This is a genomic window from Janthinobacterium sp. 64, assembly GCF_002813325.1.
Taxonomy (GTDB): Bacteria; Pseudomonadota; Gammaproteobacteria; order Burkholderiales; family Burkholderiaceae_D; genus Janthinobacterium.
In genome coordinates this window covers 5,858,769-5,875,621 of sequence record NZ_PHUG01000001.1, presented here as the reverse complement: position 1 = coordinate 5,875,621, position 16,853 = coordinate 5,858,769, and the positions used below count along the sequence as shown (strand labels likewise).

12 protein-coding genes and 2 tRNA genes are annotated in these 16,853 nt (G+C 63.1%); 11 read left to right on the top strand and 3 right to left on the bottom strand.

What is annotated here, in order from left to right; genetic code table 11:
* The first annotated feature begins 15 nt into the window (after positions 1–15).
* Positions 16–3,783, top strand: a complete 3,768-nt coding sequence (locus CLU91_RS25935) for an AAA family ATPase (RefSeq protein WP_100876412.1) — start codon at positions 16–18, stop codon at positions 3,781–3,783.
* Between the two features lie 4 nt (positions 3,784–3,787).
* On the opposite strand, the gene CLU91_RS28320 is transcribed toward CLU91_RS25935, so the two are convergent.
* A complete protein-coding gene (locus CLU91_RS28320) occupies positions 3,788–3,955 on the bottom strand; it encodes a hypothetical protein (protein WP_198521410.1) in 168 nt (55 codons plus the stop codon).
* A 177-nt stretch (positions 3,956–4,132) separates the two neighbouring features.
* On the opposite strand from CLU91_RS28320, the gene CLU91_RS25930 reads away from it, so the two are divergent.
* From CLU91_RS25930 to CLU91_RS25915, 4 genes are all read left to right on the top strand, one after another.
* Positions 4,133–4,342, top strand: coding sequence for a hypothetical protein (locus CLU91_RS25930; RefSeq protein ID WP_034755039.1), 210 nt, complete (start codon positions 4,133–4,135; stop codon positions 4,340–4,342).
* A gap of 61 nt (positions 4,343–4,403) precedes the next feature.
* Positions 4,404–5,258 carry a hypothetical protein gene (locus CLU91_RS25925; RefSeq protein ID WP_100876411.1) on the top strand — a complete coding sequence of 285 codons (855 nt, stop codon included), beginning with the start codon at positions 4,404–4,406 and terminating at the stop codon, positions 5,256–5,258.
* Between the two features lie 58 nt (positions 5,259–5,316).
* Entirely contained in the window at positions 5,317–6,495 is a 1,179-nt protein-coding gene (locus tag CLU91_RS25920; RefSeq protein WP_198521409.1) for a N5-glutamine methyltransferase family protein, read from the top strand.
* A 56-nt stretch (positions 6,496–6,551) separates the two neighbouring features.
* A tRNA-Met gene (locus CLU91_RS25915) sits at positions 6,552–6,628 on the top strand.
* A 277-nt stretch (positions 6,629–6,905) separates the two neighbouring features.
* On the opposite strand, the gene CLU91_RS25905 is transcribed toward CLU91_RS25915, so the two are convergent.
* A complete protein-coding gene (locus CLU91_RS25905) occupies positions 6,906–7,664 on the bottom strand; it encodes a hypothetical protein (RefSeq protein WP_100876408.1) in 759 nt (252 codons plus the stop codon).
* Positions 7,665–7,943: 279 nt separating this feature from the next.
* Here CLU91_RS25905 and CLU91_RS25900 point away from each other — a divergent pair, with 279 nt between their 5' ends.
* The 3 genes from CLU91_RS25900 to CLU91_RS25890 all read left to right on the top strand — a co-directional run bounded on the left by CLU91_RS25900 (position 7,944) and on the right by CLU91_RS25890 (position 11,742).
* Positions 7,944–8,318, top strand: coding sequence for a hypothetical protein (locus CLU91_RS25900; RefSeq protein ID WP_157814817.1), 375 nt, complete (start codon positions 7,944–7,946; stop codon positions 8,316–8,318).
* Complete coding sequence (locus tag CLU91_RS25895) at positions 8,315–11,422, top strand: carboxypeptidase-like regulatory domain-containing protein (RefSeq protein WP_100876406.1); 3,108 nt, start codon at positions 8,315–8,317, stop codon at positions 11,420–11,422. Before CLU91_RS25900 ends, CLU91_RS25895 begins: the two co-directional genes overlap by 4 nt.
* A 243-nt stretch (positions 11,423–11,665) precedes the next feature.
* A tRNA-Met gene (locus tag CLU91_RS25890) sits at positions 11,666–11,742 on the top strand.
* A gap of 71 nt (positions 11,743–11,813) precedes the next feature.
* Here the strand turns inward: CLU91_RS25890 and CLU91_RS25885 are convergent.
* Positions 11,814–12,380, bottom strand: a complete 567-nt coding sequence (locus CLU91_RS25885; protein WP_157814816.1) for a hypothetical protein — start codon at positions 12,378–12,380, stop codon at positions 11,814–11,816.
* A 323-nt stretch (positions 12,381–12,703) separates the two neighbouring features.
* On the opposite strand from CLU91_RS25885, the gene CLU91_RS25880 reads away from it, so the two are divergent.
* The 3 genes from CLU91_RS25880 (at position 12,704) to CLU91_RS25870 (ending at position 16,832) form a co-directional block, all read left to right on the top strand.
* Positions 12,704–13,222, top strand: a complete 519-nt coding sequence (locus CLU91_RS25880; protein ID WP_100876404.1) for a sigma-70 family RNA polymerase sigma factor — start codon at positions 12,704–12,706, stop codon at positions 13,220–13,222.
* Between the two features lies 1 nt (position 13,223).
* A complete protein-coding gene (locus tag CLU91_RS25875; RefSeq protein WP_157814815.1) occupies positions 13,224–14,234 on the top strand; it encodes a FecR domain-containing protein in 1,011 nt (336 codons plus the stop codon).
* A 102-nt stretch (positions 14,235–14,336) separates the two neighbouring features.
* Complete coding sequence (locus CLU91_RS25870) at positions 14,337–16,832, top strand: TonB-dependent siderophore receptor (protein ID WP_232730886.1); 2,496 nt, start codon at positions 14,337–14,339, stop codon at positions 16,830–16,832.
* The last annotated feature ends 21 nt before the right edge of the window (positions 16,833–16,853 follow it).

Sequence of the window (16,853 nt, the reverse complement as noted above, 5' to 3'; positions counted from 1 at the left end):
CGCACCTGAATAACCATGAAAATCCTGAAAATCAGCGGTAAGAACCTGGCCTCGCTGGCCGGCGAATTTGAAGTCGACTTCCAGCAGGAACCGCTGGCATCAAGCGGTCTGTTCGCCATCAGCGGCCCCACGGGCGCGGGCAAGAGCACCCTGCTCGACGCCCTGTGCCTGGCCCTGTACGACGCCACGCCCCGTTTGCTGAAAGTGCTGGGCCGGGGCAGCGCCCTGCCCGACGTGGGCAAGGAAACCGTCAACGCCCAGGATACGCGCACCCTGCTGCGCCGCGGCACGCCGGACGGCTACGCGCAAGTGGACTTCGTCGGCAACGACGGCGGTCAATACCGCGCGCGCTGGAGCGTGCGCCGCTCGCGCACCAAGGCGGAAGGCGCGCTGCAGGCGACCGCCATGAGCTTGCACCAGTTGCCCGCGCTGCAGCCCATCGGCGGCACCAAGACGGAAGTCAAGGACGAGATCGAAAAACGCATCGGCCTGTCCTTCGACCAGTTTACGCGCGCCGTGCTGCTGGCGCAGAACGAGTTTTCCACCTTCCTGAAGACGGAAGACAATGAACGGGGAGAGTTGCTGGAAACCCTGACGGGCAGCAGCATCTATACGGACATTTCCATGCGCGCCTTCGAGCGGGCAAAGAAGGAAAAACAGGTGCTTGAGCGCCTGGGCGAAAAACTGGCCGACCAGCGCCCCCTGTCGCCGGAAGAGCGCGCCGGGACCGAAGCGCTGTGCGGCGCGGCCGAAACCAGCCTGCACACCATCGACTTGCGCAAGGCCGTGCTGGAACTGCAGCAGCGCTGGCACCAGGAGACACACAAGCTGCAAAGCCAGGTGGCGGCGGCGCAGGAGGCATTGGACGGCGCGGATGCCGAACGGGCCGCTGCCGACGCGCGCCGCGCGGCGCTGGCGCAATGGGAATTGCTGCAGCCGGCGCGGCCCCTCGTCGACGACGTGGCGCGTCTGGCGAACGACATCGCCAGCACGGGCGCGGCCTTGGAAGCGTCGCGCGCGCAGGCGGCGCAAGCCGTGGCCAGCGAGACGCAACTGGCGCAGGCCGTGCAGCTGGCGGCGGCGGCCTTGCTGGCGAAGGAAGCGGCGCAGCGCGACGTGGCGCCCCTGCTCGACCAGGCCAAGGCGCTCGACGCCGGCATCGCAGCCCACTTGCCCGCACACCGCCAGGCGCAAGATGGGGCCCTGGCCGCCGACCAGGCCAACGAGGCGGCGCGCAGCGCGCTGCAGACACTGCAACAGCGCCAGCATGCCGCGCAGGCGGAGCAGGAAGCGGGCCGCCAGTGGCTGGCGTCGCACCAGCAGTGGCAGCCGCTGGCGCAATCGTGGCAATTGTGGGATCAATTGTTTGCCCAGGCCGGGCAAGCGGCCGCGCAAGCCGATGCGGCCGACGCCAGTATGGCCGCATCTGCGCGCCAGGTGCGTCAGGCCCAGGACGCCACGCACGCGGCGCGGGCGGCGCTGGACGGTGCCGCTGCCGCGCTGGCGCTGCGCGATACCGAGCGGCGCGAGGCGCTGGCGGCCATGCAAGCCATCAATGGCCAGCGGCTGCAGGAACAGCGCGGCCAGCTGGAGGCGCACGTGCGCATCTTGAGCAGCGCGGAAAAAACCTGGAGCGAACTGGCACGCCAGCAGCAGGCGCTGGCGCACTGGCAAGCGAAGGCAGCCCAGCTGGCGCAGGCCGCGCAAACGGAAAGCACGGCCTTGGCGGCGGAAGCGGCGCAAACGGCGCTGCTGGAAGCGCGCCTGGCGCAGGCGGAAAAGTCATTGAAGGGCGCGGAAGCGGCATGCGCGGCCAGCGTCGAGCAGCTGCGGGCCACCTTGGAGGATGAGCAGCCCTGCCCCGTCTGCGGCGCGCTGGAACACCCATATAGCCACGCTGGCCACGCCGACAACGCCTTGCAGGCGATGCTGGCCAGCTTGCAGCATGATGTGCTGGCTTGCCGCACGCAGGCGCGCGGCAATCTGGAACGCCTGGCCACGCACAAGGCGGCGCTGGCCGCCCATCTGCACGAACAGGCGCAGACGGCCGAAGAATTATCTGCACTGCCGTCCATCATCGACAGCCTGAATGCACAGTGGCAGCCGCATGCCGACACCCTGCAACTGCCGCCGGCAAACCAGCGCGCGGACTGGTTCACGCAGCAGCTGGCAGCCAATGCGGCCGGCTTGCAGGCGCTGGCGGGGCAGGAAACGGCGCTGCGCCAGGCCAGTACACTGCGCGAGCAGGCGCAGGCGGCGCACGAACTGGCGGCCAGCGAGCACGCGCGCTGCACCAGCGCCGTCGCCGATGCGCAAGCGCGGCTGGCGCAGCTGCAAGCGCAGCAAGCGGGCAACGCCGACAAGGGCGAGACGGCGCGCGCCGCGCTCGATGGCTTGCTGGCGCAGCTCGATGGCGCGTTTGCCGACGCCGACGGCGCCGAGGGATGGAAAGAGGGCTGGCGCGCCGGCCCGGCCGCCTTCCGCGCGGCGCGTGAAACGGAAAGCCGGCAATGGCTGAAACAGCAGGCGGACCAGGACCACCGCGGCCACGCGCTGGCCACCCTGGCCGCGCAGCTGGAAGCGGCGCTGCTGGCGGCCGGCAAGGCGCAGCACACGGCGCAACAAGCCCACGCCGCCTTTGCTGCCGCCGACAAACAGCGCACGGCACTGCAGGCGCAGCGCAACGCGCTATGGCAGGGCCAAGCCGTGACCGAGGTGGAAGGCGCGCTGGCAGGCGCCATCGCAACTGCCAAAGAGCAGCTGGCGCAGCAGCAAGCGGCGGCGCAATCGGCCAGCCAGCAGCGCACGCGCCTGGACGAAGCGTGCGCGCAGCTGGCGCAGCGCCTGGCCGCCTTGCGGGAACAGGAACACGGCGCCACCGCTACCCTGCACGACTGGCTGCGCCAGTTCCAGCTTGCCCACCCTGATCATGCGCCCGCCGACATGGCCGGCTTGCGCGCACACCTGGCCATCGCGCCGGACGCCATGCGCGCCGAACGCGACGCCCTGCAAGTGATCGCCGACCGCCACACGGCGGCCGTTTCCGTGCTGGCCGAGCGCCGGCAGCAGCTGGCCGCGCACGTGCAGCAGCCGCCGGAAGCGCTGGAAATGGACGTGGCCGCGCTGCAGGCGGCGCTCGACGCACTGCTGCTGGAACGCCAGGCGGCCAACCAGGAAGCGACGCGCTTGCGCCTGGCCATCGCGCAGGACGACGCCAGGCGCCACAGCGCGCAAGCGATGCTGGCGCAAATCGAAGCGCAAGCCGTCATCGAGCGGCGCTGGGCCAGCCTCGATGACTTGATCGGCTCAGCCGACGGCAAGAAATTTCGCAACTACGCGCAGCAATTCACCTTGGAAGTGCTGCTCGGCTATGCGAATGCGCATTTGAACCACCTGGCGCGCCGCTATCAACTGGAACGCATCGACAATCCGGACAAGCCGTCGCTGGGCCTGATGGTGCGCGACCAGGACATGGGCGGCGAGCTGCGCTCCGTGCACTCGCTGTCGGGCGGCGAATCGTTCCTCGTCTCGCTGGCCCTGGCGCTGGGGCTGGCCTCGCTGTCCTCGAACCGCGTGCGCGTGGAATCGCTGTTCATCGACGAAGGCTTCGGCAGCCTGGACACGGAAACCCTGCGCGTGGCCATGGATGCGCTCGACGGCCTGCAAGCGATGGGACGCAAGGTGGGCGTCATCTCGCACGTCCAGGAAATGACGGAACGCATCGCCACGCGCATCCTCGTGCAGCCGGGGTCTGGCGGCAAGAGCGTGGTGACGGTGCGCTAAGCCGCTAGCGGCTGGCCGGCTCCCGGCACAGCTTGAGCATATCCCAGCCCAGTTCGCGGCGGATCTGCTCGGGGTCGGGCGGCGGCCGGCGTTGTGCCAGCTCCGCTTTCAGCCACTTCCTGACCAGCTCCTTGGCGGGCTGTACAGGCTTTTCCTTGTCTTGCTTGTCCATGGTGCTACCTCTTCAATGGATGCCAGATGGCCTCCGTAGTGTCTCAACGTGGTAGACAGGATTCAGTTGACTTCAGCGTGGCGCAGTTGCAACAACGTGTAACGATGGCCGGAGTGCGTTAAAATCGCCGCCTTCGCGCAGGCACCGCCTGCACCCCGCAACAGTTCAAGGAAACACATGAAAGCCGCCCGCAGCCTCACCTTCAAGTGCGTCAAATGTCACAAATCCATGCAGGTCTACCTGCAAAAAGTGTCCGCCTGCTCGCATATCCAGCCGTATCAGGGCATTTGCGCATGCGGCGAACTCAAGCGCCACGCCACGGGCCAGGCCGATGCCGTCAAGTCTTACCTGGAGTCGGCAGACGGTAGCTGGTCGCACCACCACTAATGGTTAAAGAATGCGCGTAGAACGCCGTTAATAACGGTACTTCGCTCATTGAGAAACCGCCATGTCCCAGCTTCCCGCCCTCGCCAGCCGTCAACCCGCCTCGAATATGCTGGCTGGTCAGCAGCCGTCCCGCACGGGCAGCAACGCCACGGGCCTGGCCGGTTCGCCCCTGATGCAACGCACGGCGCAAGACGTGGTGGCGCTGTCGAAAAACGGCCTGGACCTGTCGGCCAAGGGACTGTCGCAACGCACCGATGCGCTGGGCAACGCCACCGTCGATGTCGCGCAAGATTTTCTTGGCAACATGACGCGCCAGCTGTTTGGCGACGGCGCCACTGTCGCCTTCGATTCGGTCGACCTGCAAGCCGGGTCCAGTTTCAGCAGCGGCAGTGCCAGCATCTCGGGAAGCAAAGGCAGCAGCCGCGCGGCCGCCTTCAGCCTCGATGAAAACGCGCACTTCATCGGCAAGGGCAAGATCACCACGGCCGATGGCCAGAGCTTCGACTTCGAACTGGAAGTGCAATATCAATCGACCATCAGCGCAGGCGCATTGGTGCAAACACAAGGCGAAACGCCGGAAGCCCCGGCCTCCGGTGACGCCGCCCTGCCCGCCAAGGACTTGCCCGCCACGACCTTCGCCGGTAATCTGCACGACCTGTTCAAGCTGCTGGGCCAGCAATTGCAAAGCAATCTCTATCAGAGCACGTCCGATGGCGCCAGCACCAGCGCCAGCGGCAACGATGGCGAGCTGGCTGGCAGCCTGAGCTTGCGTTTGCTCAAGCTGGTGCAGCCTGACAATGCCGCAGAGGCCGTCAAAAAAACCGTGGAAACCACGCCCGCAGACCAGGCGCGCGCCCGCGCGCTGGCACTCGCCTATGGCACGGACAGCGCTGACGGCACGGCCCGCGACGTATAATGGAAGACGGCCTGCGCAGGCGACCATGCCGCGCGCCCCCTTCTATCGATTGAATCCCATGTCCGACACCTCTTCACCTACCGTTCATCCGCAGATCCACTGGAGCGAAAACGGCGCCGAGCATTCGGCCCGCTGGCGCTCGGAAAGCGGCATGCCGCCACCCAAGCGCGTCGTCATCGCCGATGACCGCACGACGGCCGACCAAGCTTACCGCCTGGCCTGCGAAGGCACGGCCATGCTGTGGCGCGGCGACTTCCAGAACGCGCGCCAGCTGCTGCAGGCGCTGGCGCGGCGCGCCGACCACAAGAACGACAAACCGAGCAAGAAAGCCATGGCCGCCAAGCTGGCCAAGCCGGAACCGACGGCCACGGAAGCGTTTCACTTGCACCGCCAGGCGCAGTCGCAGCGCGCCCGCACCCTGGCCATGCTGCTGCTGCCTTTTGACGCCGACTACACGATCCCGCTGCGCCGCGCACCGGACGTGAAACTGGCGTGCAATGAGGCATATGGCCGCGGCGAAGAGCCGTTCGTCGCCTCGCTGCGCGAGCTGCTGGGCCTGATCGGCGCGCACGAATGGCGCCGCACGGGCGTGGAACTGCCGGCCCTGGGCCAGCGCATCCACCCGCACTACGGCGTGTTCGCGCCCATCCGCGGCGAATACGTGGGCCTGGTGGCAGACGCGCCGATGCCCGCGCGCGCCAGCCTGGCCTTCGATATCGGCACCGGCACGGGCGTGCTGGCCGCCGTGCTGGCGCAGCGTGGCGTGCAACGCATCGTCGCGACCGACCAGGACCCGCGCGCCCTGTCCTGCGCGCGCGAAAACCTGGCCCGCCTCGATGTGGCCGACAAGGTCGAGGTGGTGCAGGCCGACCTGTTCCCCGCCGGCCGCGCGCCGCTCATCGTGTGCAATCCGCCATGGCTGCCGGCGCGCCCAAGCTCGCCCATCGAATACGCCGTCTACGATCCGGACAGCCGCATGCTGCGCGGTTTCCTCGCCGGCCTGGCCGAGCACCTGGAAGCAAATGGCGAAGGCTGGCTGATTTTATCGGACCTGGCCGAGCACCTGGGCCTGCGCCCGCGCGCACAATTGCTCGAATGGATAGCGCAAGCGGGCTTGAAGGTCGTCGACCGCCTGGACGTGAAACCCACGCACCCGCGCGCGCAAGATGCGACGGACAGCCTGCACGCAGCCCGCTCGAAGGAAGTCACGTCGCTGTGGCGCCTGGCGGCGGCGTAATCGAGGATTTGAAACCCGGCCATTGCGCATTGCAGCAAACCCGGCTATAATTCGGCTGCGGGGTGGAGCAGTCTGGCAGCTCGTCGGGCTCATAACCCGAAGGTCACAGGTTCAAATCCTGTCCCCGCAACCAATACATAAAAACCGCTGACTCCTGCAAGGGATTCAGCGGTTTTTTTTGTCCAGCGCGCAGCACCAAGTGCGCCAGCTTATGCATTTCAACGCCCCAAGACCCGGCCGCCACTGGCTTGGCGCCGTCTATTTTCGCCTCACATCGGGAGGGCTCGACAACGCTATCAACATTGGGGAGCATGCAATGAAGATTTTCAAAAATTCAGAGCTTGTGTACTTCACAATCGGCGAGTACACCACCGTGGCATTAAATCATTGAAACAGCGCGATTAGAGCAATCATTTTCCCAAAGAATTTATTACGGAAATTATGTCCCACTGGCCACTTCTTACAAGATAACCTGGATGATAGGTTCTGAAAGTTTGAAGTGGAAGCTGGGAATGTTTCAGCATAGAAGTTTTTTCGGGGGCGTAGTCCTCAAGCCTGATAAGCTCGACTCCCGGAAACTGTGCATAAAGATGTTCATTGTAGTTCGGACCAGTGAAGAAAATCACCGAACTTGGGGCGAGCGCCTGAATTTCAGCACGTAACAAGGCAGCACCTTGCTCGCGTATCAGAGTGGCTTCTTCCAAACTCCCGTTTCCAACCACACTTCCACTATCGAGCGACATCCTGAAAAGGTTAGTCCAGAGCACCGCAGTTTCTGGACCATCTACATCCTCGCCCAAGGAAAATCGCACGCTGCGGTAGGCTCGCCAAAATGGACTATTATAATTCTCCCGCTGATGTCTGGCGAATTCAAAGTCGCGATAACCAGCAGTGAGTGCCGCTACGCTATTCGGCGTGGATTGGAAGTCCGCAAAGGTCGCAATCGAAGTTTCAAGTTCGGGAAAATAGTCGCCTGGGTGGAAGTCCCAACCCAGAGTCTCCTGGCCAACGACCAGTACACGCTTAGTAGAGTTCACCCATTTCTCTGGAACGTTTAGAAGCAAGGGAGGTGACGCGCGCTTGGCAAGCTCCGAGGAGAAGGAGACGTTACTCTTAAATTGTTCATAAAGATGGTTTAGTTCTGACTGAATTACTTCTTTGGTTTGCATGCTATGGCCTTTATGATTTCAAACTATCTGATCACCCACACAGGCAAACAATGAATCGTTACCAAGCGGTGTAAGTGTCCAGACCGGCGTATCGCGATGATCATTTCAGAAAATACAAACTGTCGAAATATTTTACAAAAATCGCGAAAGTAGAAAGTGATTTCCCATGGTCAATTGGAAATTGATCAGGATGCCATAGCAAGAACGTGGCAATGATCACGGCAGGAACAGAAAATGCATTGCGCTGATCCATTCCTCACTTTCCAGACGGAGCGATTCATGAAAACGATACGAAGAATTATAACAATCCTGGTGACAATGCTATGTATTAATTTTCCCTTTGCGCAAGCGTCGACGATTTCCTATACGACGACTTACCTCGGTGGCGTGCAATGGCGTTACGACTATCTGTTTCATAATTCCAAACCAACACCGTTGCAAGAATTTACCATTTTTTTTAATGATGGAATGTACGAAAATCTTACTTCAGTCGGGAAGGTTGCCAACTGGGATGTTTTGACTATCCAGCCGGATGGGGCGTTGCCGGCTGCGGGATTTTATGACGGACTGGCCCTAGGCGGCGGTATGGCGTTGATGAATTCGATGGGGGGGGATTCGCCATTGCGCTTGACTATCTCGCAGGTGGAACGGTGAGCAATTCCCTCACGTTCTATATTATTGAGCAAGGTGTTACCGTCGATCTTGCCGCCGTGTGGCTGATATTCGCCGGCGCGTTGGCGCTTGCCTGGCCGAGCCGGCGTGCCGGACTTGAAATGCGTGCTGCGCCGCGTCAAACGCTGTTCAGAAATCAGGGCCGGAGGCCATCCGTCATGGCTATTTCGCGGTTTCAACTGCTTGCCGTCTGCGCTGCGGCCATGCTGCTGGTCACCGCCTGCGGTGGCGCTGACAAGCCGCCTGTCTCACCGGCTGCGCAACAATCGACGCTGTTGGCGAGCGCCGCTTCCACGAACGCCGTCGAACCGCTTGCCGTGGTCAAGCTGCAAAAAATCCATGAACGACGCGTCACGCGGACAGTGTGGGAATACACATTTCAGGTGAGCATCGCCAATACCGGCACCACAGCCGCCGTCGACGTCGCGGCACTGCTGACAAGCGCACCCAATGGCACCGAGATCGTGGACGGCGCTGTTGCCGCTGGGACCATTAACGCGGGGGCGACCGTCACTCCTGCTGATGTGATTGTTTTGCGTCAGGATCGGACCACCCCTTTCAGCCCCGCCGATCTGACCTGGCAAATAGCGTCAGCCGCCAGCGCGAGCGTCGACCTCGGCACCCTGGCACCGGCGGAAGTGTATACGTTCTCCCTGCAGGAACTGGGCATCGGCAGCACGGCATCGGTGACGTCTTCCGCCGCCTCGGTCGCCGACGCGATCATCAAGGATGGCACTTTGCGCTTTTCCACGGCCGGGGACACGGGCGTCGACCAGACAGCGACGATCACGCTGCACGACTTGAGTGGCAACACGACCGTCAGGGCGCTGATCCGGTCGACGCGGCCCACCAGTGCCGTGCCCGACAGCGACGCCCAGGAAGACGGCTCACCGCCGGCGGGTGCACCGCTGCTGTCAGTGACGGGCCTTGGCCCAAACAATAGCTTCTCCGGAAGCACCGTCAAATTCAGACTCGATGGCGTGTCTGGCCTGGACTTGAAGGATGACAGCAACGGGGTCATTCAAGGCGCCAACAATGCACGAATCAGTTTGAAAAAATATTGGGTATTCGACAGTGCCGATAGCAGCTTTTCCATCAGTGGAAACGCCATGCAACAACTCCTTGCGGCCTTGCCAACTGGCGCATTGAATATCATGCTGAGCTTTGTGTCGAAAGATGGTGCATTTGCCCAGTCTTATGATTTGCTTGGGATAAAGTCGATTGCGAAGCTGAGCGGCAGACTGGTCAACGCTCAAGGCGCTGGCATCACTGGTCTGGTTGGAAAGAAAATTTTACTCAAAGGCTACAACTCGGATCTGCGTCTTGACGCATTGGTCGACAAGACGGGGCATTTCGAGTTTTCAGGGCTGATTCCAGATACCTATCAACTCACGCTCAATGATCTCAATGCACCCAATGCGGTGACGATCAGCACGGTCGTGCTGCCTGACACCACGCAGGTCAATGTCACGATGGTGTATGACGCGCTGGCGACTGGCGGCCAAATTACCAGCCAGACAGCACGGGCAGCAAGCACCATGTCATCGTCGATCGCCGGCACCTCCAGACAAAACGGAACTGGCGCGCCATCACGCCGGCTTCCAGGTGCCGCGGCGACGTCGGCGCCAGCGAAATCCACCACCAAAATAATCGACGGGGTCACGACCGCAACCTATGTCGCCGTTTCCGCATCCCAAAATGACACCATCACGACACCGATCAATTTCACAGTCCCGATGGGCACAAAAAATGTCGGCGTCAAGATCCGCGTCTATACGGCGGAATATCCAGCCTTTACCACCGCGCTGAGCCAGTTCAACGATACCTGGTCCTATTCGGTGGTCGGACTGCCCGGTGTGGTGCTGTCCGCCTCTGGTTCGGTGAACCAAAGTCATTTTACGCAAGGCACGATCACCAGGAGCGCCTGCGTCGATGTGACTACCCAGGCAAAAAACGGCAGTTTCAGTATCACAGGCTCGGTACGCGCGACCAATATTGGCGACAGCATTTTCCCCACCATCACCACCGCCGAAATCTCCACGGCATGCGCCGCTTTACAGGTCATTGGCGCGAAATTTCTTTCGCCTGACACCGATGGACATCCCGTCATCGAGCCGTTCAATCTGGCGAATAATTTCAAGGGCTATTATCTGTCGATTCCCCGCACTGCCGAGGATGCGACCCACGCCATTCCATTGGAAATCACATTCTCGCCGCCCAACGCCGAAGTCACAGAAGTTAACATCGGCATCTCGGCAGATGGTGATAATCCGCTTTTTAGCACGCTCAATTTGTTGGGGCAAGCGCACGTGATCAGCGCCGGCAAGATCCGCTTCTCCGCACTCTCATTGCCCACATTTTCAGGCGGCCGTGTTCCGGGAAAACTGTCGGTGGCCGTGCGCATCAAAGGCACCATCGACGGCACCGATGCCGTGTCCGATCCGACAGAAGGCGGTCAGGTGACGTTCAGAGGCAATAACGCGTTCACACCCCTGTACCTGGCGAACGATGAAGCGGCGTTGGCCGCCCGACGAACCGCAGGACTTCGTGATGCCGGGGGCGACTCCTGGGCGACCAGCCAGACCATTGACTGGCTTGCCAGCAACAGCTTCCGGTTTGACGATATCTCCGGTAAACACGTGGCACAGCTCACAAACGGCCGCTCCGTCCTGGGCCATGCGGGACACAGCGATGGACAGGCGCTTGACATGCGCTATGCGGACGGGATGGGTGGCTATACGGAAGCATTGGGCGGCTCGGGCGGGGGCGCGGCGATCAAGCATCTGATCGATACAGCCGCCGCCGAGGTGGCAAATCCCGCACCGGTGCCGCGGCCAAACCTGATTGCCCTGCAGGCATGGATTAAAGCGAACCGTACTATGATCGACGGGCGGGGAGCGGCGGCAAATTTCCGGAAAGGTTATTTTGGCAAGGATTTTATCAAACTCGCATTGGTCGACGGGAAGTTCAGCAGTGCGGCAGGGCACAATATTCCCGGTGTGGGCACGTGGGAACCGCCGTTGCAGTTCGTTCCTGCTGCCGACCATCTGCACCACTGGCATCTGACGATCAATGCGCGTCCATAGGAATTGACGTCCCGGCACCGCACGCACAAATGCCTGGCCGCTCCAGTAAACGTTCGACTGGCGGCCCGATCGCGCTCGAAGCTCGACGACTTCGCCCCTGCCCTGGAAGCGTGCCGCGCAGCCTCCTTCGGCTTGCCAGCACGCCGCTTCCCGGCGCGGTGGCACCATCATTTGCCAAACTCTGGCTTTACGCTTACTGTAATCGGCTCTTTCGCAATGCAACAAACTCGGTTATAATTCGGCTGCGGGGTGGAGCAGTCTGGCAGCTCGTCGGGCTCATAACCCGAAGGTCACAGGTTCAAATCCTGTCCCCGCAACCAATACATAAAAACCGCTGACTCCTGCAAGGGATACAGCGGTTTTTTCATTCCAGGCCTGGCCTGCCCCACCTTTACGCGGTGACGCTGGCCCGGATCTGCCTGGCCGCCGCATGCAGGCTGGCTGCCACTCTTTCCAGCTTGTCGGCGCCCGCCGTTTCAGCCAGGGCGGCAAAGGCGCTGATATGAAACGTGGCCACCATCGCCGGCGAGACATCGAGCTCCAGCGCGGTCTTGCTCAGTTCAGTCGATGCTTCGAGGTAATGCTCGCTGCCCGCCTCGAAGGCCTGCTTGGTTTCCAGCAATTCCTGGCCACCCTGCGCCTTGGCCAGGCAATCGTCGACCTTTTTCTGGAAGGCCGGCAAGGTATCGCGCACGGGGCCAGGCTCAGGCGCCGGTTCCGGCTCCGGTTCCGCTGGCGCAGGAGCGGCATGCGCCGGCCTGTCCGCCTTCGGCATCTCGCGCAGCGTCAGCCAGCGTTCGACGGCGAGAAAATCGGCAAACGGCTCCTCCACCTTGGGATTCATCAACCAGACCTCGCCCGTGCGCCAGTCGATCCGGGCACCGCGCTCATTTCTCGCCAATAAAATATCCTTGCCGCCATCGGGATTCGACACCCGGCCAATGTCGAGCCAGTTCATCAGTTCAGCCTGGCGCGACATCGCATTGACCCGGTGGAAAAAGGCCAACCATAAAAATCTGGCGACCAAAAGAACCAGGGCACCGCCAACCATCCACATCATTTTGCGCTCCGCACCACATCGACAAGCCGCATTTTCTCACATGAAAGCTTGCGCCAAGGAAACTTTTACATCTGCCGTGCGCAGGCGCAAAGCCGGCACCGCGCGCGGCCCGGGCGCGCAGTCGCATTTCAGCAACGTCGCGTTTTCCTGATTGCCTGGCGCGCGCCGCTGCGCTATTATGAGAACAATTCTCATTTAGATTAAGCTGCATTCCACCCGTCATGTTGTCCGCCCCTTCCCCGTCGACCGATTTCCAGGCCCTGTATGCCGAGCACCACTCCTGGCTGCTGCACTGGCTGAAGCGTCGCCTGTACGATGCGGGGCTGGCGGGCGACCTGGCACAGGATACCTTCCTCAAGATTTTCCTTGCGCGCAGCAGTGCCGCGATCGCGCAGCCGCGCCCCTTCCTGGCCACCATCGCCAAGCGCCTGCTGGCCAATCACTGCCGGCGCGAAGAACTGGAACGGGCCTACCTCGACGCCCTGCGGCATCAGCCGCAAGCCTGCGCGCCCTCGCCGGAAGCGATGTCCATCCTGCTCGAATCGCTGCAGCTGATCGACCGCGCGCTGGAGCAGCTGTCCGCCAAGGCCAGGGCCGCCTTCCTGCTGGCCCACCTGGACGGCATGACCTACGCCGAGATCGCCGCCGAACTGGGCACCACCACGCATTCCGTCAAAAAATACCTGAGCAAGGCCAATCTGCTGTGCTTTTTTGCCGTGCCCGATTTTGCCGCGCCCTGACATGCGCACCGCCACCGTGTATGCACTGGGCCAGCCCATCGATCTGGCCATCGCCATGCAGGCGGCCGAATGGCTGGCTACGCTGATGAGCGGAGAAACGACGCCGGCGGAAAAATCGGCCTGGCACGAGTGGCGCCAGGCGCACCCCGACCATGAACGGGCGTGGAAACACATCGAAAGCGCCAGCGGCGGCTTGCGCGAACTCGATGCGCAGGCCAGCCGCAAGGCATTGACACAGCGCTCCCGTCCTGCCTCGACCATCTCGCGCCGCCGCAGCCTGCAGTTGCTGGCGTGGACAGCCACCATCGGCCTCACGGGCTGGTTCGGCGCGCACTCGGACTATGCGCCCGACATGGCCCGCGCCGCGCTGGCCGACCTGTCCACGGGCGTGGGCGAGCGCCGCGAGCTGACCCTGCCCGACGGCACTCGCCTGCACCTGAACAGCGGCAGCGCCGTGAACATCCGCTACTCGGGCACGCAGCGCCTGCTGCAGCTGGTCCAGGGCGAGGTATTCATCGCCACCGCCCGCGAAACGGGCCTGCCCTACCGCCCCTTCCTTGTCGAAACCGCGCATGGCCACGCCCAGGCGCTGGGCACGCGCTACTCGGTGCGCCAGGCCGAGAGCAGCACCGTGGTCGCCGTCGAGGAAGGCGCCGTGCGGCTGATGCCGCGCCATGGCGACGGCAACCTGCTTATCCGCGCGGGACAGGGCGGCGGCATGACGGCGCAGAATACCTTGCCCGCGCACGCCGTCTCGCCCGACATCTGGGCCTGGCGCCAGGGCTTGCTGCTGGCCGACGCCATGCCGCTGCGCGACTTCCTGCATGAACTGAGCCGCTACCGCCACGGCTTGCTGGGCTGCGACGACGCCGTCGCCGGCCTGCGCATCTCCGGCGTCTTCCCGCTGGCCGACCTGGACGCCGTGCTGCTGTCGCTGCCCGATTCCCTTCCCGTCGACGTGCGCCTGCGCACGCGCTACTGGGTGCAGGTGGAGGCGCGCCGGCAGCGCTAACAATTTATTTGACGCCCGCCGCAAAAAAACCTTACCCGTTTTCCTTTCTCGCGTGACCTGTGTAGGCAACGTTCTTTTTGACGACTACACCACAAGGTAACCATGTCTCTTGCCATTCATTCCAAGCCGCGCATCAAGCGCATGGCGTATGCCATCGAACTCGTTTTCATCGGTTCGGCCCTGCTGCTGAACGCCCAGGCGCCAGCCCTGGCGCAGGAAAGCACGGCCGCCGCCGCGGCCACTCTCGACTTCCAGGTGCCGGCCGGCGACCTGTCGGCCGCGCTGCGCCAGGTCGCCAGCCAGGCGCGTGTCATCCTCAGCTTCACGCCGGAACAGACGCGCGGCAAGACGTCGGCCGGCTTGAGCGGCCGCCACGAGGTGCTGGCCGCCCTGAACGGCGTACTGCGCGGCACGGGCCTGAAGGCCGAACGCAGCGCCAACGGCAGCTATGTGCTGCGCCCGGCCGATGCGGCGGCGGTTGGTGAAGCGCTGGCGATGATGCCGGAAGTGTCGGTCAAGGCGCAGCAGGATGCGACGGAAGGCTCGGGCGCGTATGTCTCCACGCTGCCGATCGCCACGGCAACGCCGCTGGGCCTGTCCGTGAAGGAAACGCCGCAGTCGGTCAGCGTCATCACGCAGCAGCGCATGCAGGACCAGGGCTTGAACACCATCGCGCAAGTGATGGCGCAAACGCCGGGCATCACCCTGTTCTCGCTGGGCAGCGAGCGCTCCGGCTTTACTTCGCGCGGCTATGCGATCACCAATTACCAGCTCGATGGCGTCAGCACGCATTCGGAAAACCTGGGCCTCAATGCGATACCGTCGCAAAGCCTGGCCGACATGGCGCTGTACGACCGCATCGAAGTGCTGCGCGGCGCCTCGGGCCTGATGACGGGCGCGGGCGACGCCTCGGGCGCCATCAACATGGTGCGCAAGAAGCCGACGGCGCAGTTTCAGGCGTCCGTCGAGGGCGAGCTGGCCTCCCGTAACGAACGGCGCGGCATGGCCGACGTCTCGGGTCCGCTGAACGAGGCAGGCAGCGTGCGCGGCCGCCTCGTGACGGTGTACGAGGAAGGCGACGGCATCATCGACAACTACAGCCACGACAAGAAAGTGGTCTATGGCGTGCTCGAGGCGGACCTGTCACGCGACACGAAGCTGACGGCCGGCGTCACGCACCAGCGCAAGCGCTCGAACGGATCCTTGTCCTACCTGGGCTTCCCCCTGTTCTACAGCAATGGCGCCATGACGGACCTGCCACGCTCTTTCAGCCCGGCCGCCAAGTCGAACCGCTTCGGCAGCAATTCGACCGACCTCTTCGTCACCGTGGAACACGCGCTGACGAACGACTGGAAGCTGAAAATCTCGGCCAACCGCGTGCAGTCCTCGCAGGAAGAGCGCTCCGTGTTCATGAACGTGAGTACCGCCTTTGCCGACCAGGCCACGGGCGATGGCTTGCGCATGAGCGCCGACTACCGCGATTATGATCTCAGGGTCAACAGCGTGGACGTCAACGTGCGCGGACCGTTCAGCGCGTTCGGCCGCCAGCACGAACTGGTGCTGGGCATGGACTACAACGAATTCCAAAGCAAGACGGATGGCCGCCGCGACAAGAACATCCAGGGCACGCCCGTCAACCTGTACCGCTGGAATCGCATGGCAACGCCCGTGTTTGGCGACACTTTCGTCACCTACGACAGCACGCGCCGCCAGGCCAGCGCCTACGCGGCCAGCCGCTTCAACCTCTCCGAGCGCCTGAAACTGATCGCCGGCGCAAAAGTGCTGCGCTACAGCGAGAATTACATCTCGGACGCGCCTGCCGCGCAATTCTTCAGCGCGTCGCCAGCCTCGGACAGCAGCGTCTTCACGCCGTACGGCGGCCTGGTGTACGACATCGACGCCACGCACAGCGCCTACGCCAGCTACTCCACCATCTACCAGCCGCAAGCCTCGCAAGACCGCTACGGCAAGCTGCTGGCGCCGCGCGAGGGCAAGACCTTTGAAGCGGGCATCAAGAGCGGTTGGCTCGATGGCCGCCTGAACACGGCCGCCGCGCTGTATCTGATCCGCCAGAAAAACCTGGCCGAAACGGACCCGGGCCACACCCTGCCCGGCTCCAGCGATCCGGCGTTCCGCACCATCAAGGGCGCCGATACCAAGGGCATCGACCTGGAAGCGACGGGCGCCCTCACGCCAAGCTGGAATGTGTCGGCCTCGTGGTCGTACAGCCAGACGGAAAACAATGCCGGCAAGGCGATCCAGACCACCTTCCCGCGCCACCTGGTCAAATTGTGGACCACTTATCGGCTGCCCGGCGAGCTGCATCGCCTGACGGTGGGCGGCGGCATGAACTGGCAAAGCCGCGTGTATTCCGACATCGAGGCGTGGCAGATCAACAGTACCCTGCACTGGGAACAGAAGGCGTACGCGGTGGCCAGCCTGATGGCGCGCTACGACGTCAACGACAAGCTGTCGGCCACCGTCAACGTGGCCAACCTGTTCGACAAGCAGTACACGGCTTCCGTGTCGGACTGGTGGTACTCGGGCATGCATGGCCCGGCGCGCAAGGTGGCGTTGAGCGTGCGTTACCAGTTCTAGCATTTCACACCGGCGCAGGGC

Excerpts from the sequence above, each read along its gene's own strand:
- CLU91_RS25935 (WP_100876412.1), top strand. The coding sequence starts at position 16 with ATGAAAATCCTGAAAATCAGCGGTAAGAACCTGGCCTCGCTGGCCGGC.
- CLU91_RS28320 (WP_198521410.1), bottom strand. The coding sequence starts at position 3,955 with ATGGACAAGCAAGACAAGGAAAAGCCTGTACAGCCCGCCAAGGAGCTG.
- CLU91_RS25930 (WP_034755039.1), top strand. The coding sequence starts at position 4,133 with ATGAAAGCCGCCCGCAGCCTCACCTTCAAGTGCGTCAAATGTCACAAA.
- CLU91_RS25925 (WP_100876411.1), top strand. The coding sequence starts at position 4,404 with ATGTCCCAGCTTCCCGCCCTCGCCAGCCGTCAACCCGCCTCGAATATG.
- CLU91_RS25920 (WP_198521409.1), top strand. The coding sequence starts at position 5,317 with ATGTCCGACACCTCTTCACCTACCGTTCATCCGCAGATCCACTGGAGC.
- CLU91_RS25905 (WP_100876408.1), bottom strand. The coding sequence starts at position 7,664 with ATGCAAACCAAAGAAGTAATTCAGTCAGAACTAAACCATCTTTATGAA.
- CLU91_RS25900 (WP_157814817.1), top strand. The coding sequence starts at position 7,944 with ATGAAAACGATACGAAGAATTATAACAATCCTGGTGACAATGCTATGT.
- CLU91_RS25885 (WP_157814816.1), bottom strand. The coding sequence starts at position 12,380 with ATGAACTGGCTCGACATTGGCCGGGTGTCGAATCCCGATGGCGGCAAG.
- CLU91_RS25880 (WP_100876404.1), top strand. The coding sequence starts at position 12,704 with ATGTTGTCCGCCCCTTCCCCGTCGACCGATTTCCAGGCCCTGTATGCC.
- CLU91_RS25875 (WP_157814815.1), top strand. The coding sequence starts at position 13,224 with ATGCGCACCGCCACCGTGTATGCACTGGGCCAGCCCATCGATCTGGCC.
- CLU91_RS25870 (WP_232730886.1), top strand. The coding sequence starts at position 14,337 with ATGTCTCTTGCCATTCATTCCAAGCCGCGCATCAAGCGCATGGCGTAT.